The sequence below is a fragment of the Indolivaga macrotermitis genome, assembly GCF_900128985.1.
GTDB classification, from domain to species: domain Bacteria; phylum Bacteroidota; class Bacteroidia; order Bacteroidales; family Dysgonomonadaceae; genus Dysgonomonas_A; species Dysgonomonas_A macrotermitis.
In genome coordinates, this window is record NZ_FQUC01000001.1 from 490,905 (window position 1) to 513,315 (window position 22,411).

Below are 22,411 nucleotides of genomic sequence, written 5' to 3' on the forward strand. Positions count from 1 at the left end.
TAGGGTAGATTTATATTTTGAATATATTAAAAGAAGTTATTAACAGACTGTTGTTTATTTTTTCTTCTGAGCCTGATTCTTATCTTGGTAATACTTTACTTCATCATTTTCAATCGCTTTGTTGAGAAGATCTTGCTCCAAAGTTTGCAAAAATGTTTCACGATGCTTATTGATCAGGATGTCTGTTATTTCAGGTTTCGAGTATTCGTAAGGGGCTTTTGTGCCGGGAAGTGCATATTCTTCTATATGCAGGAAATAAACGTACAACGAGTCTTCAGTCTCGAAGTTTTTGTTGTTTTTTACGAATTGAGCCTGATCGCTTATAGAGATAGGGATATTTGATGATATATCATCGAAGTTGATCCATTTATCATAAAAATAGTCATAAATAACCGCATTCTGATAAGAGGCTTTTTCTATCTTTTCTTTAGCAGCGTCCGTATTAGACTGATACCATTGTCTAAAGTTCCTTACTTCTGTTGATGATTGAGGTATTTTTAAGAAAAGGCCTTTGATAAGGCACGACTCTAACTCGAAGCTATCAGGATTCTTATCATAGTAACTTTTAAGCTCGTTATCAGTTATTTTCTTTGATAGTTCCTCTTTTAATAGTTGCTCCATATAAGTAAAGGTGGTAAGAGACTGGCGGTAATTTTCTACCATCTCATCAATTTCGGATTGATCCGTTACATTTTGCTTTGCTTTTTCGTAGATAAGCTCCTCTTTTACCCACATCTTTATATATGCGTCGGCTGCCTGTGTACTGTCTGCCGTATTTAATCCGGCAGGGATAGCATTATTCAGGTCTGAAAGATAAAGAGTCCTTCCGTGTACCGATACTACTGGCGTGTCGTCTTTATCTAATTTAGTATCGGTCTTTGACGAACAAGCACTTATGACTATTACCAAAAGGGTAATAAGTAAAAGCCGTTTACATATGTACTGAGCCGGTTTTATCATTGGTTGTATTTTTGTTTCAGGTTCTGTAAGATTTCGGGATCTATCGTTACCTGATATTTTTTTCTTATATTTTTAGTCCATTCCTGCTCCAGTTGATTCTGGTAGTCCTGTACAACAAGCCCTCTTACATCTTCAAATGTTTCGGGTCGTTTGATCATTTTTCCATTAATGAAGAAATACGGATATCCTACAATCTCTTTTTTTACTTCGGTTTCATATAAAATATGATCTACAAAGCTATTTTCGCCTTTACCCCAAGCTCCTTTTTCTACGTATAGAGGCTTAACCGAATCGGTATTAAATGTAATTAGTAGTTGCTGGATAAAGTCTTTGTCTTTTCCCTTCTTCTTCTGAAATTCGAGAGCTTCGTCAAATGTGTCTTTATCTTTTACATGGATCACGTATCCTTTGTATTTAGGATCAGCCCATGTGTATTTTGACCGGTTGCGCTTGAATGTTTTAGCCAGTCCTTTATCATCGTCTCTGGCTTTAGCCCATACTTCCTGCTCCATAATATCGAATAATAGAATGCCGTCGTGATATTCTTGTAATTGATACCGGAGTTCGGGATTATTTTTAATCACATCTTCTTCAAGCATTGTAAATAGTTGGTTAAGAATGAGCTCATTCTTCTTCTCTTCTAAAATATCAGTAGAAAGAGAGTATCTCGTTTGAGGATATTGAACTATAAAAAGGAGAAGGTCTGAAACAAGAAGTTGTTTATCTCTTGTTTGAATCAGAGGAAGTTGCTCTATCGGAGCCAGTTCATGGAAGAATGTACTGTCTGATACATGAGTAGTGTTTGCAATGTTTAATAATTGCTGATAAGTCTCATTATTTAACGAATATGAGTATTGATCGCTTAGTCTTTTTAGCTTTAGTTTTTCTATCTCGGTTGTGTATTTTTTTTCTTCAAGCTCTTTTATGAGGTCGTTTTTGATACCCGGCCACGGATCCAATTTACTTTTGGCTGTCAGTTTAAATATCTGTATGCCGTAATTAAATTCGATAGGCCTTGTATAATTACCTACTTCTTTCAGACTGAAAAAAATAGAGTCGAATGTCGGAAGAAGATTACTCCTTGTGCTGAACCAATCTAGATTGCCCCCAACTTCGGCAGTCGCCCTGTCGAATGAAATAACTTTAGCTAACCCTTCGAACGAAACGCCTTTATCTAAATCATTTACTACCCGTTGCGAAAGTGCCCTGACACTGTCTTTTTGTGTCGGAGTGGCATTATCGGGAAAGGGGAAGATTATATGAGATATTTTAACTTCTCCTCTGCTGGCTCTTTTTTGATGAACTTTAATAAGGTAATATCCTTCATTAGTCCTTACCGGTTGAGAGATAGTGCCAATCGGAGTATTATATATTGCATTTTCTAAAATCTCGGAAGACATCAAAGCTGTTTGCCAAGATGTGATACTGTTGTTAGAGTTAGTCTGTGGTACAGGATACTGCTTTACAAGGGAGGCATATTCTTCTTTCGAAGCGTCTGCCATTTTTTGCCTTACCTGTGTAATTTTCAGGAAAGTGTCTAAAGTGTCCTTCGGAAAAACCTTTTCAACCCCGAAAGGGATGAATACTTGGCTTACTTCTACATCTTCCTGCAACCTGTCATATGTTGTTTTGGCTACAATTGCAGGTGATATAGTGTCACTTACAAAAGGAGATCGTGCTGTACGGGCGTAATTATTATATTCATTCAGGAAAATGTCGGATTTATCCAGACCTTTATCTTTAGCTTCGGCTATCTTTATTTTGAGATTGATATAGGATTGAAGAAAATCATCAAGCGGCTCGGGCTTATCTGCATTGTTAAGCAAATTTTTTTTGTAAGCATATTCAAAGTCGGATAACATAACAGTTTCATCGCCAATCTTTAAAAAAGGATGATAGCCTGATGTTTGGGCAAAAGAACTACCGGCCAGAGTTAAGATTGCAATAAGTAAAAATGATCTCACTATGCTCATATTACGAAGATTAAATCGCTTTATCATAGTACAAATATATTAAGTTTTTCCGAAATAAGGTTTTTTCCGTTTAGGTGTTATTTCTGCATTAAGAAGTCTTTAGCTATTTTTGTATTTATGAATAGAGCCATTTTGCGTCTCGCAATTCCCAATATAATCTCAAATATAACTGTTCCACTGTTGAGTATGGTGGATATGGCTATTGTAGGTCACCTTGATAAAGAGATATTTATCAGTGCTATAGCTATTGCTGTAATAATATTTAACTTTATGTATTGGAGTTTTTCTTTCCTCCGGATGGGTACGAGTGGTTTCACTGCCCAAGCTTATGGAGCAAAAGACATGGGAGAGTCGGGGGTAATACTATTGCGGTCACTGTCGATTGCGTTGTTGGGAGGGATATTGATTGTTGCTTTTCAGTATCCTATATTCGAGATATTCTTTCGGGTGGTGAATGCCGAACCACAATTGAAGATATATGCAGCCGATTATTTTTATATCTACGTTTGGGCGGCACCGGCAGTATTAGGTATGTATGCCTTTGCCGGATGGTTTGTCGGTATGCAGGATGCACGTACCCCTATGATGATAGCTATAGCTGTTAATATCATAAACATATCAATGAGCCTGTTATTTGTTTATGTCCTGAAAATGGAACTGAAAGGAGTTGCTCTGGGATCAACTGTCGCTCAATTCTCGGGATTCCTGATTTCATTTTTAATCTGGTTTTATAAATACAAAAATATAAGAGTGCTATTAGATTTTAATAGATTAAAAGATCGGAAGGCTTATATACCATTTTTCAGGGTGAATGCTGATATATTTATTCGTACACTTTTACTCATTGCAGTAACTACATTCTTTACATCAGTCTCAGCCCGTATGGGTGCTCTGGTTTTGGCTGCTAACGCTCTTTTGATGCAATTATTCACATTATTTTCTTATATAATGGATGGTTTTGCTTATGCTGCGGAAGCTCTTACCGGCCGTTTTATCGGAGCTAAGCAGTTCTTCAAACTGAATAGAATGATAAAACTTATCTTTCTTTGGGGAGGATGTTTTGTGTTATTATTTACTATCGGATACGCACTCTTTACGAGCTCTATATTAGGTCTTCTTACAGATAAAGCTGATGTAATAGCCATTTGCGAGCAATATCGTATATGGATATTGATAATACCTGTCGCCGGCTTTTCTGCCTTTCTTTGGGATGGGATTTTTATTGGGGCAACAGCTTCCCGGCAAATGAGAAACTCGATGCTTGTGGCTGCATTTTGCTTCTTCCTTATTTATTTTTTATTGGTTCCGACACTAGGGAATAATGCTTTGTGGCTGGCATTTATTGTATATCTGTCTATGCGGGGAATAATACAGGCAGTACTATACTATTCTAAAATAAGATATACTTTTACTTAAAAGTCTACGGGGCCAATCTTACCCATTAGATTGAGTATTTTAGCTTTACGTTTCTGTATATAAGGCGAGGGTTTTGCCGAGTTGAATTTTTTAGGATTAGGCAGCGTAGCCGCTATAAGCGCGCATTGCGATGCTGTAAGTTTACTGGCTGATGTCTTGAAATGTTGTTGCGCAACAGCTTCAGCACCATATATATTTTCGCCCATTTCTATCGAATTCAGATAAACTTCCATGATGCGTTCTTTTCCCCATATCAGTTCAATGAGTACAGTATAATATGCTTCGAGTCCTTTACGGATAAATGACCGTCCTTGCCAAAGAAATACATTTTTGGCTGTTTGTTGACTAATGGTACTGGCTCCGCGTAAACGTTTTCCTTTGTCCGCTTCGTCGCGCGCTTTCTCTATTTGTTTGAAGTCAAAGCCCGAATGGTCTATAAATAGGTTGTCTTCGGATGCAACTACTGCCCGGGGTAAGTTTTTTGATATCTTATCGAGAGGTACCCATTTGTGTTCACATTCAGCACTTCCTTTCGTGAATAGCTGGTTTAGATTATTAGAGACCATCAACGGGGTATAATATACCGGAACAAATTTAAGTATAACTACTTGTAATATGCTGAATACAACTAGAAATGTAATAACATACAATGTCCATTTGAATACTTTTTTCATAACCCGATCTAATGAAAACTCTTCATGAAATAAAATTTGCACCAAAATCGAAGTCTCAATTTTGGTGCAAAAGTAATAATTAAATATCTAGAGTTGATCAGATCATAACTATATTATAAACTGTTTAAAAAACAATCTGTAATTGAGCCTGTACTACATTGCTGTTTTCTGCTCCCCATTTGTTCGAATAGTCAGAATAAGTGTAGTTTAACTGGAACCTGCATTGAGGAAAGAAGTAGTAATTTAGTCCTAATGTGTAGTCCATAACTTCACTATTGATATTTTTGTCTTTGTTAAAGTAATCCACTTTACCTACAGCATTAAATTTTTTAGGAATAAGGTAATACATAAGAGATCCGTATACTCCTTCGCGGTCTATACCTCCATCATTTGCTTTAAACCATTCTGCACGGGCAGTTAGACGGTCGGTTTGATAGTCAGAGCTTATTCCCCAACGGTTTCTTACATGGTCTGAAGTTGTTATTCCTCCGTCATTAGAATAAGTTGCCTGCCCGAAATAACCTCCGGCTCCAACTCTAAGTCCTTTTATAGGCTGTACAGTCAATGTACCTGCAAAGTCTTTTGTGTTATTCTGTTCACGAGTAGTTATACCCGATCCCTGAAATACTCCCATCGAGTATTGTAGCAGGTCATGGTTGCCTGTAGGGAATAAAGAACCCGATGCCTGGATACCGATATCGCGGCCTCCATTATTTTTGTTATTCTGAAGTTTCATAACATCATCACTCATACTAACCAAACTCGATATAGTACGAGAATATACGACGGTTTCGAGATTAGTAAGGCTTATCTGGTTTTCGAAAGAAAACGGAACCTTGAATTGCCCTGCCCGGATATTAAATGCTTTAGTCGGCGTCCAATCAAGATAAAGTTCGTGTAAAAGAGGGTCTACCAACTCAGCCATAACAAAGTAGCCGATTGTGTTGGTAAGCTGTCCGCCCATATTCAGGAATACGACACGTGGCTCAAAGTCATGTTTTACATTAGATACATCACTGTATTTGTATAAAAGCATTCCATATCCTCCAAATTTCATATAAGGTGTATTAAAAGCATCCCTTACTTTATCAACCTTCTGTGTAAATGAAGCAGGCTGACTCTGTTTATTATCCTCCTGAGCAATCTGATCAGCTTCCTGTTGCGTGAGGATTTGCTTATCTACCAATTTCTTTAGTAAAGCACTGTCATCGCTCTTTTGTCCGAAGGCGCACAAGAACGATAAAAGCATAGTTCCTGATAGTAAAAGTTTCTTCATGGTCAGAATATTTTTATGGAAAATAGTTGTTTTGAGATTAGTTACAAGAGAGAAAGCTGCTTAATTTGTCTTTAAGTTTTTGATTTATAATAAGTGTTATCTTACGAATGATTACCTAATTGTTTGTACTTATTGCCTGCATTAGACGTGCTAATTTAGTAAAAAAATGCAAAAAAATAAATATATTCATGAAAATATATTCACATAGAGGCTTTTTAAGCTATAGGAAGGGGCGATGAATTTTCTAGAAACTTAAGGATTAATGAAGAATGAAACGACTTCGAGATAGATAAAAAGTGCAGGTATTGAAAATATCACACTATCTATCCGGTCTAAGATACCCCCATGTCCGGGGAGAACACTACCGGAATCTTTTACATTTAAAGTCCGTTTTATCAGCGATTCGATGAGGTCTCCAAGCGTACCGACAGATATCATTACAATAGCGAATCCTATCCATGCCCACAAAGGTAGCTGTGCATAAAATTGAGCATATACTACAGCAGCACCGATAGAAAAGATAGCACCACCGATAAATCCTTCCCATGATTTCTTTGGAGAAATACGTTCAAATAGCCGATGTTTACCGAATAATGATCCGGCAAGATAAGCAAATGAGTCGTTTACCCAAATAAACACGAATAGCGCAAGTAAAAATGCATGGTGATACTCGTTATTAACCATATCATATTTGAATGCCAGATAATTGAGTAAAGATAAAGGGATAGCTATATATATCTGGCCTAAAACAGCATAAGCTAAAGATAGGATAGGGTTGGGATGTTTCAAATATAATTCTGAGATAAAGAGTATTAACAGATACAGGGCATAAGGAGCCAATAAAATCAAGGATTGATTAGTACAGGAGAAAAAGAAATAAGAGCTGATAAACAGGCACAATCCTCCGATTGTATTTAACACCTTACTCAAAGGTACCTTGCCCACCTTACTCAGTAATCCGTAAAATTCATAGAGCGCATAAGCTGTGAGGATTGAGAATACGATCAGAAAAGAATATTGATTGAATAGGATACCTCCAACAAGGAGCCCAATAAATATTAGTCCTGTAAATATGCGGGTTCCGAGATTTTTTAGATTAAGCACTATTGAGTCTTTTTTTACAAGATTATATAACCGTTGTACTGTTGATTGTGCAAATATAATGAAAAAGGTATAGTTTACTGAACTATACCTTTTATCATTATAATAATTTTAGAGAATTTACTCTTTTATCTCGGGTTTATCTTCTGATGGAGTAGTGGGAGCAGAAATAGCACTTTCGTCTGTAGCTACTATTTGTCCTTCGTTATTCGACTCCTCTTCTTTTTCCTCCAATTTACTCAACTCCTGTTGGTGTTCCGCTTCTTTCAGTATTTCTTCTGAACGCGAAATCCATTGGCGTCGACCAAATATTGTTTTCAGGTCATCCGAGAAAATAACTTCTTTCTCCAAAAGGAGATCGGCAAGCTTATTATGTCCTTCCGAATGTTGGCGCAACAATTCTTTCGCCCTCTCATACTGTGAGTTGATCATCTCTTGTACTTCTTTGTCTATCACAAGGGCTGTCTCTTCACTGTATGGTTTGCTGAATCCGTAACTTTGTCCTGACGAATCATAGAAACATAAGTTAGGGATTTTAGGGCTCATACCCATGTAAGATATCATAGCGTATGCCTGTTTCGTAACACGTTCCAGGTCATTCATTGCTCCGGATGATATTTGTCCTATAAATACCTCTTCAGCAGCACGGCCGCCAAGTAGGGCACACAGTTCATCCAACATTTGTTCTTTTGTTGTGATCTGTCTTTCTTCTGGTAGATACCAAGCCGCCCCTAAGGCTTTTCCACGTGGTACAATTGTAACCTTTACTAATGGATCGGCATGTTCGAGAAACCAGCTTAAAGTAGCATGTCCTGCTTCGTGAATGGCGATTGTTTTGCGCTCATTCAGAGTCGTTACCTTACTCTTTTTTTCAAGTCCGCCTACAATACGGTCAATTGCACTTGTAAAGTCACTTTCGGTAACTACTTTTTTGTGATTACGGGCAGCTATTAATGCAGCCTCGTTACACACATTGGCAATATCCGCTCCAGAGAATCCGGGAGTTTGGCGGGCAAGAAACTCTATGTCTACAGTATCATCTATCTTGATAGGGCGAAGATGTACTTTAAATATCTGTTTACGGTCATTTAAATCCGGTAGATCTACATATATCTGACGGTCGAAACGGCCTGCGCGTAACAAAGCTTTATCCAATATATCAGCACGGTTTGTAGCGGCTAATACGATAACTCCACTATTAGTTCCGAAACCATCCATTTCGGTTAGTAACTGATTCAATGTATTTTCCCGCTCGTCATTTGAGCCCATATTCGGGTTCTTTCCACGTGCACGCCCAATTGCATCTATTTCGTCGATGAATATGATACATGGAGCTTTTTCTTTAGCCTGCTTGAACAGGTCTCTTACACGTGAAGCCCCAACTCCGACAAACATTTCAACAAAGTCTGAACCCGACATTGAGAAGAACGGAACATCTGCTTCTCCTGCAACAGCTTTGGCTAATAAGGTTTTACCTGTTCCCGGAGGTCCTACAAGAAGGGCTCCTTTAGGAATCTTAGCCCCTATTTCGGTGTAACGGGATGCGTTGCGTAAAAATTCCACCATTTCTTCCAGCTCTTCTTTTGCTTCGGCAAGTCCGGCTACATCTTTGAAAGTTATTTTAGCATCAGAGCCTTTATCATATAATTGGGCTTTCGATTTTCCAACACTGAATACTCCGCCACCGCCTCCGGAGCCTCCTCCTGACATACGGCGCATAATGTAAATCCAGATACCGATAAGTAAGATAAACGGTAGGAATCCGATTAATATATCAGTGAAATCCGATCCTGTTTCGTAACTTACATCTATCTTGTATTTGTTGTTAGCGATAACTTTATCGTAAAAATCAGAAAACTTATCGGCGGAAGGTATGCTCACGATAATAGAAGGATCACTACCTATTTTAGCAGGATCTTCGTTAAACACGTGTTGTACCGAATCTTTTCGGATATATGCCTGAAGTGAATTTTTCTTGTTGAACACGACGATGCGCTCCACACAATTTTCTTCGGTGTACTTTTGGAAGTCAGACCAGCCAACCTCTTTCACCATGGCATTCTGTGAAAAGAAATATATCCCGATAATAGATGCTAGCAGGATAATATATATCCAGTAGCTGGAAATTGGTATTTTGGGGCCTTTACCTTTAGGTAATGGATTATTATTGTTTTTATTTTCCATATAAATTAAAGAAGGAACATCTTTTGTTCTTGAATTAAATTAATGTTATGGTTCCGCTTATTCATAACATTTCATTTATTTGATTGTTCAGCCCAAATTTTAATCTATGTCTGGTATTTGTTCTAGTTTGGCATCAGCCCATAGATGTTCCAAGTCATAGAATTCGCGGAGTTCGGGAATGAATATATGAACAATTACTGTGCCATAGTCTATTCCGATCCATCTGGATTCGCGTAAACCATCGATAGAAATGGGTTTTTCTTTTGTTTTCTTTTTTATATTGTCTACTACTTCGTCAGCAATGGCTGATACCTGAATTGGAGTGTTTCCTTCACAGATAACAAAATATTTACATATTGCTCCCGGTAATTCGGACAAATCGACAGTGACAATACTTTTCGCTTTTCTATCCTGACACGCAGCGATTATATGATTTACAAGATTTTTTTCTTCGTTCATTCTTTTTACAAATCTATTTTATCTAAGTTCTTTATTGACGCAAGAATACCTTTAACATTTCTGCAAATTGTTGTAATTGTTAGAACAACCATTGGTACAGAGGTTTTGACTGACTTGCAAAGATAATTGTTTTTTATTTTATAGGCGCTATAAATACCGATAGTACAGTTTTATTAAGGATAAAAAGTATCAATTAATTTGATTCTTTAACTAAAAAAGAGAACAGAATACCGTCTGTTCTCTTTTTGCTATAGCTTTTATTCTGTTTATTTGAAAACCTGATCTAATATGGCTGCAAGACGCAAACCTGCTTTTTGCAACTGAAGCTCCATCGCTGTCTTGTATTTGTAGCTATAATCGAAGGATAGGCGGTCTTCGTTATTAACGCCGGCATACACTTCATTGGCAAGAGTATGAGACTCGTAAAGCCAATCTTCGAGAGTACCTGCTTGTAACTCTTTTTTCTTCTCTTTCGGGATAATATTCAGAATATGTGAGTATTCAGTATAGCTGTACTTTTCGAAATCGATGAGTTTAGAGTCCCAAACCGAGTGCAGATTACTTTTGTCACTGAACCAAAGCACCGAAATACGGTTTCCGCCCAAGTCTTCTTCACAACCAACGTGCATGGGCTGGTGTGCATCTCCTATCAAGTGGATTAGAAAGATCAGTGCTACTCTTTTCTGTTCAGGTGAAGAAACATTATCTGCGATAGTTCGTTCCAATTTAGGGATTTCGCTATAAATGTTTTCTTGTTTTACGCTCTGAATATAAGCAATGAAATCTTCTTTCGATTGGTTTCTCGGAGCATTTACGTAATGCCAGATAAATGTATTATCCCACTGACCGGTTTTGTCCGACTTGATAAAATCAGGCCAATTAGCCCAATATGCCATCGGGAGGTTATCGAGTAACCGTGCTATTTTCTTCTGAGTTCCCGATTTGATATTCTGTTCAGCTATATCTGCTACAACCCTATGACCGGTTGTGCCCCATGCCAGAAGTTCGCCCGGAATCAGTATACAAATAAGAAGGCTTAAATAAAATATTTTTTTCATTAGTAATACTATTTGTTTTTCATTACAACAAATCTACACATTTTTCCAGTTGGATACCCCTCGATCCTTTAATTAAAATGTTCTTATCAACCAACGGTTTTTCTTTCAGATAGGATAGGAATGTCTCCAGATCTTTAAATTTAGGCAGATCGGTATGAGTCCTATTGAAATTCTCCCCGATAAAGAAAGCATCTTTGATTCCGTTTGATGTAACCAGATCTACAATGGTTTGATGTTCCATTGCTGCATCCGGACCTAATTCGCGCATATCTCCCAAAATCACGGCTTTGTTCGGGATTGCCAACTTTACAAAGTTCTGCAAAGCAGCATTCATGCTTGTCGGGTTTGCATTGTAAGCATCGATAACAAGCGTGTTTTTTGCTGTCTTTTTTAACTGGGAACGATTATTTGTTGGGATATAATCAGTGATGGCTTCATTTATTTTCACTTTTTTTACTCCAAAATACTTTCCTATGGTTACAGCAGCTAATACATTTGATAAATTATATTCGCCAATGAGATGAGTCCGAACCAGGTGGTCGTCTTTCGAGAATTGCCAGATAAAACTCATGTAAGGATCATTCGATACAACTTTTCCTCTGACAAATAAGCCTTCTCCCTGTCCGTATTGGATTGTAGTGAGCCCATCGGATAATCCAACCAGTAATTCATTATTAGCGTCAATGAATATTTTACCGTCTTTACGGGTTCTGATATAGTCGTATAGCTCCGATTTTGTTTTTATGATATTTTCGTATGATCCGAAACCTTCGATATGAGCATGTCCGATATTGGTTATTAAGCCGAATGTGGGATCAGCAATTTCAGCAAGAACTTTGATTTCACCAACATGACTGGCTCCCATCTCTATTACGGCAATTTCGTGCTTTTTGCTCATCTTGAGGAGTGTAAGCGGCACTCCTATATGATTGTTGAGGTTACCTTGAGTCGATAGTACATCAAATTCTTTTGCCAAAACAGCAGTTATCAGTTCTTTAGATGTAGTTTTCCCGTTACTCCCTGTAATTGCTATTACCGGAATCGTAAATTTAGACCGGTGCAAATGTGCCAGATCTTGTAATGTTTTTAATGTGTCATCAACCAATAATATGTTTTTGGATTTATCTGCAAATTTCGCCTCGTCTACTATGGCATAACTGCAACCTAGCTCAATCGCTTTGGCTGCATATTCGTTTCCATTGAAATTGGCGCCTTTTAAAGCAAAAAAAATCGAGTCTTTAGGGCAGTTGCGGGTATCGGTAGTTATTGTGGGATGTTGCTTAAATATTTCGTATAAGCGTTCTATTTCCATTGTGGTATTTAATTATTGATATGTGTATACAAAATAAATACTTTTATCTTTCATTTTGAAGTTTCTCTGGTACTAACTTTCGCTAGAATTATTAAAATAAACTAAGATTCTGGATTCTTGATTGTTATTTGAATCTGCTTTGTAAGTTGTTATTTGTGAGTATATTTTGATATTAATCTGCTTTTCTAGAATAAAAAAACCAGGATAAACAATTGTCTATCCTGGCAGATTCTTACGAATATCCTTTTATAATTTAGCGAACTCTGTCGCAATAGCATCTGCTATTCTTTCAAATTCTTCTTTCTCCAGTGATAATCCCGGATTGGAAAGGTTCATGTCCGATTCTTTATTGATCGGGATCAAATGTATGTGAGCATGTGGTACTTCTAATCCAACAACCATAACACCTACTCTTTGGCATGGTATTGCATTTGATATAGCTTTGGCTACTTTTTTACTGTAAACCATCATCTCTGCTAATAATTCGTCACTTAAGTCGAAAATATAATCTGTTTCTTCCTTTGGAACTACTAATACGTGGCCTTTGGCCATAGGATCAATGTCCAGAAATGCAAAGAATTTATCGCTTTCAGCTATTTTGTAAGATGGAAGATCACCTTTTACTATTTTAGAAAAAATGCTCGACATTTTTATTATATTTTTAGATGGAGATATCTACAACTTCAAATGATACAATTCCGTTCGGAACTTTTATTTCGGCTACTTCACCGACTTTTTTACCTAATAATCCTTGTGCAATAGGAGTGTTTACAGCTATTTTATTCTCTTTGAGATTAGCCTCACTCTCAGCAACCAGAGTATAGGTCATCTGCTGGTTGTTTTTAGTATTCTTGATAGTAACTTTATTTAGAATTTGCACAGAATCAGTACCGATAGAATTCTTATCTATCAGGCGTGCACTCGCAAATAAATTTTTTAATTGAGCAATCTTAGCTTCAAGAATGCCTTGAGCTTCTTTTGCTGCATCGTATTCAGCATTTTCAGATAGGTCGCCTTTGTCGCGGGCTTCGGCTATCTGTTTTGAGATCTTAGGTCTCTCTACTGTTTCCAAGAGGTTGATTTCTTCTTTCAACTTCTCGTAACCTTCTTCGGTCATATAAGCAACAGCCATAGCAAAATGTTAATTATAAATTATTACTCTTATTTTGTGACAAAAAGAAAAAGAATCCTCGCCGAATAGACGAGAACTCCTTTTCTTTTTATGTCTGATACAAATATATAATTAATTTTTCGAGAAAGCAAAACCGAAATGGGCTATTTATAATATTTTTTGTATTTCGGTTTCAATATTATCATTTGGTAATAAACGTTTTACAATATCTCCGTCTTTATTTAACAAAAAGATAGTCGGTAATGCCTGTACATTATATCTGGCGATAAGTTCGGAATTAACCGACTTAGCCTCGTGAACAGCAATCCAAGGTATATTGATCGCTGCATTTTTCCATAAGTGGGTATCAGAATCAAAAGATACCTGATAGATTTCCAGATTGGGTTTATATTTATTATACAGTCTGTTTAGTTCCATGTTATGGCGGGGAGAATTCTCATCCTGATATACTGTAAAATCAAGTAATACAGCTTTCCCTTTCAAAGATGCGAGGTTTATATTTTTAGCGTTTACATCCGGTAGCTCTATTTTATAATATTCGGCAGTATTTGCTTCGTGTATATTATCGAAGTCAATATCCAGATTTTGCTCACTTTGTTTACGTATTTTCATGGCAGCCAAAGTATAGTCGTGTAACTGTTTGGCACGGGGAGAATCTTTATACTCCATATCCCAGGCAGTTGCTACAGCTGCAAAAATCTTATAGTCTGTACGGTCATATGGGTCAAAAAACAGATATCCGCTTACTTTTTGGAAAAGTGCAAAATACGCAGCCGGACTTTTCAGGTTAGTGAAGATGATCTTTTTAGCGGTTTCTTTATAGCTGTCTGCAATGGACTTAACTTCTGTAATGTATTCCTGCTCATTAACAGCCTTAGAATCGAATCTCTTACGTAATTCAACCAATTCATGGTTTGCTTTATATTGAGCCAGAGCAACATCTTTTAATAGTGAATTGGCTTCCGAACCCTCGACAGTATAATCGGTCGCAAATCTTTTTTGAGATGCGTTTACAGTTACGTTTTCAGTAGAGTCTATAGCTATGTTTATAACTTGCCCGTTAAGCCTGAGTACATAGAACTCGGGATAAGAAGTGGTCGGTTGTGAAAATTTGAAATCCCCTTTGGTGTCTCCTAGTTTAACCGAATCAAGAAGGGTAATCTTATCCAGTTCTCTTTTTTCGAGATACAGAACAGCAGTGTCTGCATCGGCTACTTTTCCTTGTATTACGAATTGAGGTCCTTTGTTGGAACATGCTACAGCCGTTAAGATAATAAGGGCTACTGTTAAATACCGAAACATCTTCATATTAGTATATAATAAATTATTATGCTGCAAATATATATAAATAATACGAATCGGTATTTATGAAAATACCGATTCGCATCATGTTTTATGTATGAGTTTATATATTTAAATCTCGATTTGTTTTCCTTGGTAGAAATCCAGAATCTTACTTCTGAAAACAAACTCATATTTAGCTTGTATTTGTTCAGACTTACTACTAATCAGTTTGGTTTGAGCTTCGCTGTATTCGAAAACGCTGGTTTTTCCTATCTGATAGCGTTCTTCGGCATATTTGAAAGACTCTAGAGCTGCATCATAAGCCTTCTCGGTAGACACATACTTTGCCTGAGCCGATACGGCGTTTTGATACGCCTGCTGAATTTCTTTATAAAGAGCGAGCTTTACATTATCAAGGTTCAGTTCCTGATTCATAATATCAAGACGGGCTTGCCGTACCTGATTCCGTACCTGAAAGCGGTTGAAGATAGGTATTGACAGGCTAAATCCCAGATACTCGCTTCCGTTGTTGTTGAACTGATCTTTGAAACTAACATTGTTGGCATTGTATATTCTCTGAAATGCAGTACTGTATCCCATATTGAAATTGAGAGTAGGCCAATAACCCGACTGCGCTACTTTTAGGTTTTTCTTACTGCTTTCGACATTGTATACAGCTTCTTTTACATGTGGTTTGACATCCAATGCTCTTTGATATACTTCATTAGGGTGCATTAATCCGGCTAATACGTTGTCGGTCAATTGTACACCGTCTACATCAGGAGCCTCTATGTCAAATCCTTCAGCCGATTGCAAGTTTAATGCTTGTGCCAAATTAAGAAGGCTGTTCTTTAAGTCATTGTCAGATGTTGTGACATTGAGCTGGTCTTTTGCTAATTGAGCCTTGATGTCATATAACTGTGCAAGTGCAACTTTGCCATTCTCAACAAGGATACGGGTTCTTTCTTCCTGCTTTAGAGTTAATAATACCTGCTCCTGATAGACTTTCAGTATTTCTTTTTTGAAAAGGACGTCCAGGAAATAGGAGGTGATCTGCAGTTCCATATTATCCTTAGCTTTTTCTAATCCTTCGGTTGCTGCCAGTAAACTGAATTCTTTGGCCTTTATATCATTCGAGATCTTAAAACCAGTGAACAGAGGTGTGGATGATGATATACCTAATGAAGTATTAGCCATATTGGTATCAATATATCCGTTCGTAGAACTGGATATGGCACGCCCAAAGTTAAAAGTATGGCTGGCACTGGCATTCAAATCGGGCAAGCGACTGCTTTTACTTGTATTCAGGTCTATTTCTGCACTTTTGACCTGCAGTTCCTGTTGCTTGATCTCTATGTTATTATTAACTGCATAATCGATACATTGTCTTAGTGACCATGTGGTTTGACCACTCATACCGATTGCACTGAAAAGCAGGCAGGCAGCTATAAAATATTTTTTCATAATCATTGTTTTGTCAGAAAACATTATTTCTTATTCTCTTCTTCCGATCCGGCTTCCGGCTTGTCGCTGGCTTCATTGCCTCTGATCTTATCGCCTTTCACTAAACCTGATTTCACTTCGATGTTGATACCATCAGATAATCCGAGCTTAACATGTTTCTTCTCGAACACTTGTTTAGGAGTTTCCTCTTTCAGAGTATAGACAAAGGCAGAGTCGTTGCTGAAAGAAACACAGCTTTCGGGGATTGTTAGCACCTGATTTGCTTTAGAGAAGATAATCTGAGCATTGGCACTGTATCCCGCACGGATATCGATAGAATCTGTGATCTGTGCGGCAGCTTTTATTTCAAACAATATTGCTCCGTTTTCTTCTACTCCCTGAGGCGCAACATATTCCAGCAGGGCATCGAATTTTTTGCCTTCAATAGCCCCGATTGATAGTTTAATAGGCATACCGACACGTACACGTCCTACTTCTGTTTCATCTACTTTTCCAATAAATATCATATCGCTCATGTTAGCCACAGTAGCAATAGTTGTTCCTTCATTGAAGTTATTGGCCTGAATAACCGAGTTACCGACCTTGATAGGTACATCCAGTATCATACCGTCGATAGTAGAACGTATCTGTGTATTACTATACTGTGCGGTAACTTTAGATACTCCTGTTTTGATGATATCCAGATTGTTTTTTGCATTTTCAGTATCTTCCTGAGCTTTTTTGTAAGAAGCTTCCGATTGATCCATCTCTTCTTTAGCTATCACACCTTTAGCATACAACTGCTTCTGACGCTCATATTCTGTTTTCGACAGATTGAGATTAATCTTGGATACATTCAGTTGAGATTCGGCCGCACTTAATGATGATGACTCCGGCACAACCTGAATTTTAGCGATTACTTCTCCTGCTTTAACGAAATCCCCGGCTTCTTTCAGAACTTCGGTTACAATTCCCGAAATCTGAGGTTTGATGAGTACTTCATCGCGTGGCGATACTTTTCCTGTAGCTACTGTAGAACTTTCGATGTCGCCATCTTTAACTTCTACAATTTCATATATAACTTCTTTCGGCTGACTTTTTTGCCATAGGAAGAAGAAAAATCCTATGAAAATAGCAGCAAGCAATACTAGTCCGATAGTTTTGAAAACCTTCTTGACAACGCTTTTCTTTTTATGTCCTTCGCTCATATTATGTATATATTTGTTTATTTTCTATTTTATTTTTATCTAAACTATTGTAACTTTTATTCTTCACGGATAGCATCTATCGCTTTTATACTCATTGCCCGCATAGCAGGGATAAATCCGGCAAGGAGGCCTGAGAAGACCAGTATAGACATAGATATCATTGCTGTACCGAATGATACGAACGGAGGGATAAACACCATGCCATCGTCGGGTGCACCTTGCATACCCATACTGATCATTTCAAGTATTATCGCTCCCAAGAACAGCCCTCCGAATCCTGCGATGAACGTCAGTACAAAACTTTCGCTGATAACTTGGGTGAGTATGGCTATCGGTTTGGCTCCCAGAGCCCTCCGGACTCCTATTTCGCGGGTACGTTCGCGTACTGTAACCAACATAATGTTGCTGACCCCGATAATCCCCGAAAGTAGGGTGCCTATACCCACAAACCAGATAAGCCAGCGTATGCCCAAGAATAGATTTTGGAAAGTCTTGAATTCCTGTTCCATATTGAAACTACGGGATGCTTTATCGTCATTCGGTGCTATACTATGATTTTTCTTGATAACGTCCTTAATTTGTTTCTCTATTAAGGTGACGGGGACGTCTGGCTTAGCTGTGGCCGCCATAAAATAGATTGTATCTCCTCTGTTGAATGCTTTTTGCATGGTGCTGAAAGGCAGATAAACAGATGTTAGTGCGTCGCCACCTACCTGAGCTTGTGAATTGGGGCGTATAACTCCCACTACCTGAAAATAAATACCATTTACCCGGATATATTCGCCTACAGGATTTTTATCCTTGTCAAAAAGATTCTGGGCAACAGTACGCCCGAGTAAGGCTACTTTACTTTGATTCTGGATATCCAGATCATTAAAGAGTCGTCCATGGAGCACTGTCTGTGTCTGGATATTAAAGTGTCCCGGATAAACCCCGGTCACCTGAGCTCCTGTTGACTTTCTGCCCCAAACTACATTTTTGGATGAACTTTCACCGAATAGCATAGGCGAAATTTCTTCTACACCTTTTACCTGAGATTTGATTGTCTCAATGTCCCGGTTGTTCATTACCCATCGGCGCCCCTTTCTGAAACCTTTGTAAGGTTCGCTGGTGGCATTGGTCCAGAAGAAGCAAGAGTTAGTTGCGAATCCTTTGACACTTTTCATAACGCCGCCTTCGAAAGCATTACCTATACCGACTAAAAGTACAAGCATAAAGATGCCCCAGAATACTCCGAATCCCGTCATTATACTTCTGACTTTATTCGCGGTAATGGTGTTCCATATTTCCTGCCATTTATCTAAATCGAACATAAACTTCTAATCTATTTCTTTAATTATAAAATTTATTCAGCTCTCATTGCTTCTATCGGACTGATCTTTATCGCTTTTATGGCAGGGATACTACCGGCTATCACTCCTGCCACGATAAGTATACCGGTAGATATAATTACCACAGCCAGATTAACGCTTGGATCTTTAAATACAGTGGGGCCTTCTCCTGAAGCTCCGGAGGCTGCACTTTGCATACCATAATTGATCATTTCCATAAGTCCGACTCCAAACATCATTCCTACATACCCGAATAGGGTAGTGATGACTATTGATTCCAGCAATACCAGATTCAATACCGATATAGGACTTGCTCCGATAGCCTTTCGGATACCAAATTCGCGGGTGCGTTCGCGTACGGTTATCAGCATAATATTACCGATACCTACAACTCCCGATATAAGCGAGCATATCCCGATGATCCATATTACCAAAGTGATACCGTTTAATATGCTTTCTGTTTGAGCTACATCTTCTGCCGTATTCCATATCGAGATAGCCGATTCGTCCTTGGGATCAAACTTATGCAATGCCCCCATTTTTTCTCTGAATGCTTCTATAAAAGCTTCATTTTGTTCTACTGTAGTCAGCCCTTTTACTGTAAAATCGAGCCTGTCTGTACCGTAGTTTTTTCGATAGATGGTTTGTGCCGTAGAGAAAGGAATGTACGATGGTGTACTTGTCCGGCCGGTATTATCTTTAAATATTCCTATTACCAGATAAGAAACGTCTTTTGCTGTGACAAATTTACCCATTGGGTCGCTACCGGGGAACAGTATATCTGCCATTTCGGTATTGATTACAATCACTTTTCTCCGTTTTATGATATCCACTTCATTGATAAAGCGTCCTTTGCCGGTTGTCATATCTATGTTGTTGATATAGGCAGCATCAGGGTGTACTCCCAACAGATTCCATGATCCGTAGTTCGTGCCGTAGGATATGATGGAATTGCTGTGTATACGTCCTGAAACGTGGTCTACTCCGGGTATTTTGTTCCTTAGCATATCAAGGTCTTCATCGTCAAATTTGACAACCCTGTCTAATGGTAACCCTTCGAATGGAATAGACGTAGAGCCTGGCCATACACTGACGGCATTTTTTGCCCTGTTTGAAAAATTAGAGGTAATACCATTCTTCAATCCGTTACCTGCGCCAAGCAAGGCTATCAGGATAAAAATACCCCAGGCGATGGAAAAACCGGTGAGGAATGTCCGTAGCTTGTTCTTCTTGATGGTAGAACCTATCTCTCGTAATGCGTCGAAGTCTAACATAGGATTATTTTCTTACTTCTATAGAACCTATAATTCCGTCCTTTATATGGATTACTTTGTCGGTAGCATCGGCTACGGCCTGTTCGTGGGTTACAATAATCATTGTGATTCCGTCTATTTCATTAACCTGACGAAGTATTCCCATCACTTCTTTCGACGTTTTACTGTCTAATGCTCCTGTAGGTTCGTCGGCAAGAATGATCTGTGGCTGGGCTATCAAAGCCCGGGCAATGGCAACACGCTGTTTTTGTCCTCCTGACAATTCGTTGGGTAAATGCTCAGCGTGGCTGGCTAATCCCATTTTATCAAGATATTCCATCGCTATAATATTACGCTTTTTACGGCTTACACCCTGATAATATAAGGGTAATGCAACATTCTCCATCGCATTTTTGAAGGTTATCAGGTTGAATGACTGAAATATAAATCCGATCTTCTTGTTGCGTAATTCAGCGGCTTTGGTTTCACTCAAGTCACGGATCAGTACATTATCCAAATAATATTCGCCGGTATCGTATGTGTCGAGTATACCTAAGATATTAAGCAATGTAGATTTTCCGGATCCGGACGAACCCATTATTGACAAAAATTCGCCTTTGTCTATTTGGAGATTTATTCCCTTCAATACATGAAGGGGTGAACCTCCATAGTACGTTTTGTTTAGATTATTAATTGTTATCACATTGTCTAAATTATAGTTGTGGGCAACTGTTACAGATCAGAAGTTTATATGTATGTCTTTATTTATTGAAAATAGTCACAAGAATACAAATATTTCTTTGATTTTTTTCTCTTTTTGTCAATTAAGGTAGATAAAATGCACATGCTCCCGGAGGTTGGACTTTTTTTACCCAATCAAAAGAGTTGGTTTAATAAGTAAGACCGATTAAATAATGAAAGGTTACAAGTTATCATAAAACAGTTCTGATATTTTATTTTCCGATGTATTCGCGTAAAACTTTTACATAGGAGTCGAATGCCTCGATTCCCTTCTTTGTGATTTTACACATTGTCCGGGGTCTTTTACCATCGATAAATTTATTGACATTGATGTATCCGGCTTCACTTAGTTTGTCGATTTGCACACTTAGATTTCCTGCCGAAGCATTCGTCTTTTCGCGGATAAAAACAAAATCAGCCTCTTCTACAGAGATAAGCAGTGACATGATTGCCAAACGTAACTGTGAATGCAATAGAGGGTCTAATTCTTTAAACATCTTTTTCTGCTTTACGGTTAAGTGCGTGTCCGGGAACAGCAAAACCTGCTATCATGCATATTGCCAGAATCACAAATTGACCGGTTTGGTGTATGATAGGGTAGAGGATTATACACAAGATAGCTCCTATCCAGAATAATCCCGATCCGTAGTAGAAAGGTCTAAACCCCATAATTACACCTGTAATATATTGTCCGGAACCAAGCATTATTAAAATAACAGGAGTGATAAGTACGGCGAATAACCATGTGTCGAAAACAAAGAATGAACTAAAAATAACAGTTAATAAAGCTATATTTGATAGTAGGAACGCTATCCATGTTTTCGACATTATTTTGTCTACTTGAGTTTTAACTAAAGCTCGCCTGTCTTTCTTTTTGTTTATGATGAGGCTAACGATGGTCATAGGGATACTTAATAACCATATCCATGCCGCATATTGAGGCTGTTCTAGTGTGTATACTAAAAGAATATTCAATAATGCTATTATAGCCACGCAATAGCCGCATATGATCATGACGTTTCCAGCACCTTTCTGGGTGTTGTTTCTGGTTTGGGCTATCATTTCATCTATAAGTTTGATGCGTTCTTCGCTGGTTAAATTGTTCATAGTTTACGGTTTTAGTTTAAAGAGTATGCTGCAAATGTAAACTAGTTTATTTTATAAACCAAATTATTTTATAAATATATTTGCGAATAATTTGTTGTATCTATTTTATAAACCTAAAATGATAAGTATAAAACTAATAAGGAATATAACCCATTGCCCTTGTTCGATGTAGTTCGTCGGTTTTGCTTTTGATACATACAAAGTCAGTAGCCAGAATAGGAGATATCCGGCATAAAGCAAGGAGATAAAAAGGGCGAGATGAAAGTTATAAGGGATTACGTTAATACCCATAAGGAAAATGCAAACAGAGGTCAGTAATAAATCTACACTCACCATTTGAAATGTACCACGTCCCATAAGCCAGAAACCGAAAGTCTTGTTGTTGTCCTGATCGTTCTTTTTCGGATTTAGCATACGGTAATTCTTGTCGCCTGCAATCATATGGATAAGCAGGCAGATAAGTAGAAATGATCCAGCTGAGATAAACCAGTAATTCATG

At 38.0% G+C, this 22,411-nt stretch carries 21 protein-coding genes; 1 reads left to right on the forward strand and 20 read right to left on the reverse strand.

What is annotated here, in order from left to right:
- Nucleotides 1-54: 54 nt before the first annotated feature.
- Nucleotides 55-960 carry a hypothetical protein gene (locus BUC12_RS01935; RefSeq protein WP_062175483.1) on the reverse strand — a complete coding sequence of 302 codons (906 nt, stop codon included), beginning with the start codon at nt 958-960 and terminating at the stop codon, nt 55-57.
- Nucleotides 957-2,960, reverse strand: a complete 2,004-nt coding sequence (locus tag BUC12_RS01940; RefSeq protein ID WP_062175484.1) for a foldase protein PrsA — start codon at nt 2,958-2,960, stop codon at nt 957-959. The genes BUC12_RS01935 and BUC12_RS01940 overlap by 4 nt, the downstream gene beginning before the upstream one ends.
- A 90-nt stretch (nt 2,961-3,050) precedes the next feature.
- Between BUC12_RS01940 and BUC12_RS01945 the strand changes: the two genes are divergently transcribed.
- Nucleotides 3,051-4,349 carry an MATE family efflux transporter gene (locus tag BUC12_RS01945; RefSeq protein ID WP_062175485.1) on the forward strand — a complete coding sequence of 433 codons (1,299 nt, stop codon included), beginning with the start codon at nt 3,051-3,053 and terminating at the stop codon, nt 4,347-4,349.
- Here the strand turns inward: BUC12_RS01945 and mtgA are convergent.
- The 18 genes from mtgA to BUC12_RS02035 all read right to left on the reverse strand — a co-directional run bounded on the left by mtgA (nt 4,346) and on the right by BUC12_RS02035 (nt 22,410).
- Entirely contained in the window at nt 4,346-5,023 is a 678-nt protein-coding gene (gene mtgA / locus BUC12_RS01950) for a monofunctional biosynthetic peptidoglycan transglycosylase (protein WP_062175486.1), read from the reverse strand. The genes BUC12_RS01945 and mtgA overlap by 4 nt on opposite strands.
- A gap of 124 nt (nt 5,024-5,147) precedes the next feature.
- Nucleotides 5,148-6,299, reverse strand: coding sequence for a porin (locus BUC12_RS01955; protein WP_062175487.1), 1,152 nt, complete (start codon nt 6,297-6,299; stop codon nt 5,148-5,150).
- 252 nt (nt 6,300-6,551) lie between these two features.
- Nucleotides 6,552-7,403, reverse strand: a complete 852-nt coding sequence (locus BUC12_RS01960) for a phosphatidate cytidylyltransferase (RefSeq protein WP_062175488.1) — start codon at nt 7,401-7,403, stop codon at nt 6,552-6,554.
- Nucleotides 7,404-7,520: 117 nt separating this feature from the next.
- Nucleotides 7,521-9,584: an ATP-dependent zinc metalloprotease FtsH gene (ftsH, locus tag BUC12_RS01965; RefSeq protein WP_062175489.1), complete on the reverse strand. Its 2,064-nt coding sequence runs from the start codon at nt 9,582-9,584 to the stop codon at nt 7,521-7,523.
- Nucleotides 9,585-9,683: 99 nt separating this feature from the next.
- Nucleotides 9,684-10,043 (reverse strand): ribosome silencing factor, encoded by a 360-nt coding sequence (gene rsfS, locus BUC12_RS01970; RefSeq protein ID WP_062175490.1) that lies wholly within the window; start codon nt 10,041-10,043, stop codon nt 9,684-9,686.
- A 266-nt stretch (nt 10,044-10,309) separates the two neighbouring features.
- A complete protein-coding gene (locus BUC12_RS01975; RefSeq protein ID WP_062175491.1) occupies nt 10,310-11,101 on the reverse strand; it encodes a S1/P1 nuclease in 792 nt (263 codons plus the stop codon).
- Between the two features lie 22 nt (nt 11,102-11,123).
- Nucleotides 11,124-12,413 (reverse strand): UDP-N-acetylmuramoyl-tripeptide--D-alanyl-D-alanine ligase, encoded by a 1,290-nt coding sequence (locus BUC12_RS01980; RefSeq protein ID WP_062175492.1) that lies wholly within the window; start codon nt 12,411-12,413, stop codon nt 11,124-11,126.
- 246 nt (nt 12,414-12,659) lie between these two features.
- Nucleotides 12,660-13,061: an HIT family protein gene (locus BUC12_RS01985; protein ID WP_062175493.1), complete on the reverse strand. Its 402-nt coding sequence runs from the start codon at nt 13,059-13,061 to the stop codon at nt 12,660-12,662.
- Nucleotides 13,062-13,074: 13 nt separating this feature from the next.
- On the reverse strand, nt 13,075-13,545 hold the full coding sequence (gene greA, locus BUC12_RS01990) for a transcription elongation factor GreA (RefSeq protein WP_062175494.1): 471 nt from the start codon (nt 13,543-13,545) through the stop codon (nt 13,075-13,077).
- Between the two features lie 147 nt (nt 13,546-13,692).
- Nucleotides 13,693-14,853: a thioredoxin-like domain-containing protein gene (locus tag BUC12_RS01995; RefSeq protein ID WP_062175495.1), complete on the reverse strand. Its 1,161-nt coding sequence runs from the start codon at nt 14,851-14,853 to the stop codon at nt 13,693-13,695.
- Nucleotides 14,854-14,958: 105 nt separating this feature from the next.
- Nucleotides 14,959-16,293 carry a TolC family protein gene (locus tag BUC12_RS02000; protein ID WP_062175849.1) on the reverse strand — a complete coding sequence of 445 codons (1,335 nt, stop codon included), beginning with the start codon at nt 16,291-16,293 and terminating at the stop codon, nt 14,959-14,961.
- Nucleotides 16,294-16,316: 23 nt separating this feature from the next.
- The gene (locus tag BUC12_RS02005; RefSeq protein WP_062175496.1) at nt 16,317-17,480 is read right to left on the reverse strand and encodes an efflux RND transporter periplasmic adaptor subunit; all 1,164 of its coding nucleotides are present in this window, start codon (nt 17,478-17,480) and stop codon (nt 16,317-16,319) included.
- Nucleotides 17,481-17,536: 56 nt separating this feature from the next.
- Nucleotides 17,537-18,793, reverse strand: a complete 1,257-nt coding sequence (locus BUC12_RS02010) for an ABC transporter permease (RefSeq protein WP_062175497.1) — start codon at nt 18,791-18,793, stop codon at nt 17,537-17,539.
- A gap of 32 nt (nt 18,794-18,825) precedes the next feature.
- Nucleotides 18,826-20,085 (reverse strand): ABC transporter permease, encoded by a 1,260-nt coding sequence (locus BUC12_RS02015; RefSeq protein WP_062175498.1) that lies wholly within the window; start codon nt 20,083-20,085, stop codon nt 18,826-18,828.
- A gap of 4 nt (nt 20,086-20,089) precedes the next feature.
- Complete coding sequence (locus BUC12_RS02020) at nt 20,090-20,767, reverse strand: ABC transporter ATP-binding protein (RefSeq protein WP_062175499.1); 678 nt, start codon at nt 20,765-20,767, stop codon at nt 20,090-20,092.
- A 250-nt stretch (nt 20,768-21,017) separates the two neighbouring features.
- Nucleotides 21,018-21,302 (reverse strand): winged helix-turn-helix domain-containing protein, encoded by a 285-nt coding sequence (locus BUC12_RS02025; protein ID WP_062175500.1) that lies wholly within the window; start codon nt 21,300-21,302, stop codon nt 21,018-21,020.
- Entirely contained in the window at nt 21,295-21,912 is a 618-nt protein-coding gene (locus tag BUC12_RS02030) for a hypothetical protein (protein WP_062175501.1), read from the reverse strand. The genes BUC12_RS02025 and BUC12_RS02030 overlap by 8 nt, the downstream gene beginning before the upstream one ends.
- A gap of 105 nt (nt 21,913-22,017) precedes the next feature.
- Entirely contained in the window at nt 22,018-22,410 is a 393-nt protein-coding gene (locus tag BUC12_RS02035) for a hypothetical protein (protein WP_062175502.1), read from the reverse strand.
- Between the last annotated feature and the right edge of the window lies 1 nt (nt 22,411).

Coding starts and splice junctions, on each gene's coding strand:
- BUC12_RS01935 (WP_062175483.1), bottom strand. CDS start 960: ATGATAAAACCGGCTCAGTACATATGTAAACGGCTTTTACTTATTACC.
- BUC12_RS01940 (WP_062175484.1), bottom strand. CDS start 2,960: ATGATAAAGCGATTTAATCTTCGTAATATGAGCATAGTGAGATCATTT.
- BUC12_RS01945 (WP_062175485.1), top strand. CDS start 3,051: ATGAATAGAGCCATTTTGCGTCTCGCAATTCCCAATATAATCTCAAAT.
- mtgA (WP_062175486.1), bottom strand. CDS start 5,023: ATGAAAAAAGTATTCAAATGGACATTGTATGTTATTACATTTCTAGTT.
- BUC12_RS01955 (WP_062175487.1), bottom strand. CDS start 6,299: ATGAAGAAACTTTTACTATCAGGAACTATGCTTTTATCGTTCTTGTGC.
- ftsH (WP_062175489.1), bottom strand. CDS start 9,584: ATGGAAAATAAAAACAATAATAATCCATTACCTAAAGGTAAAGGCCCC.
- rsfS (WP_062175490.1), bottom strand. CDS start 10,043: ATGAACGAAGAAAAAAATCTTGTAAATCATATAATCGCTGCGTGTCAG.
- BUC12_RS01975 (WP_062175491.1), bottom strand. CDS start 11,101: ATGAAAAAAATATTTTATTTAAGCCTTCTTATTTGTATACTGATTCCG.
- BUC12_RS01980 (WP_062175492.1), bottom strand. CDS start 12,413: ATGGAAATAGAACGCTTATACGAAATATTTAAGCAACATCCCACAATA.
- BUC12_RS01985 (WP_062175493.1), bottom strand. CDS start 13,061: ATGTCGAGCATTTTTTCTAAAATAGTAAAAGGTGATCTTCCATCTTAC.
- greA (WP_062175494.1), bottom strand. CDS start 13,545: ATGGCTGTTGCTTATATGACCGAAGAAGGTTACGAGAAGTTGAAAGAA.
- BUC12_RS01995 (WP_062175495.1), bottom strand. CDS start 14,853: ATGAAGATGTTTCGGTATTTAACAGTAGCCCTTATTATCTTAACGGCT.
- BUC12_RS02000 (WP_062175849.1), bottom strand. CDS start 16,293: ATGAAAAAATATTTTATAGCTGCCTGCCTGCTTTTCAGTGCAATCGGT.
- BUC12_RS02005 (WP_062175496.1), bottom strand. CDS start 17,480: ATGAGCGAAGGACATAAAAAGAAAAGCGTTGTCAAGAAGGTTTTCAAA.
- BUC12_RS02010 (WP_062175497.1), bottom strand. CDS start 18,793: ATGTTCGATTTAGATAAATGGCAGGAAATATGGAACACCATTACCGCG.
- BUC12_RS02015 (WP_062175498.1), bottom strand. CDS start 20,085: ATGTTAGACTTCGACGCATTACGAGAGATAGGTTCTACCATCAAGAAG.
- BUC12_RS02025 (WP_062175500.1), bottom strand. CDS start 21,302: ATGTTTAAAGAATTAGACCCTCTATTGCATTCACAGTTACGTTTGGCA.
- BUC12_RS02030 (WP_062175501.1), bottom strand. CDS start 21,912: ATGAACAATTTAACCAGCGAAGAACGCATCAAACTTATAGATGAAATG.
- BUC12_RS02035 (WP_062175502.1), bottom strand. CDS start 22,410: ATGAATTACTGGTTTATCTCAGCTGGATCATTTCTACTTATCTGCCTG.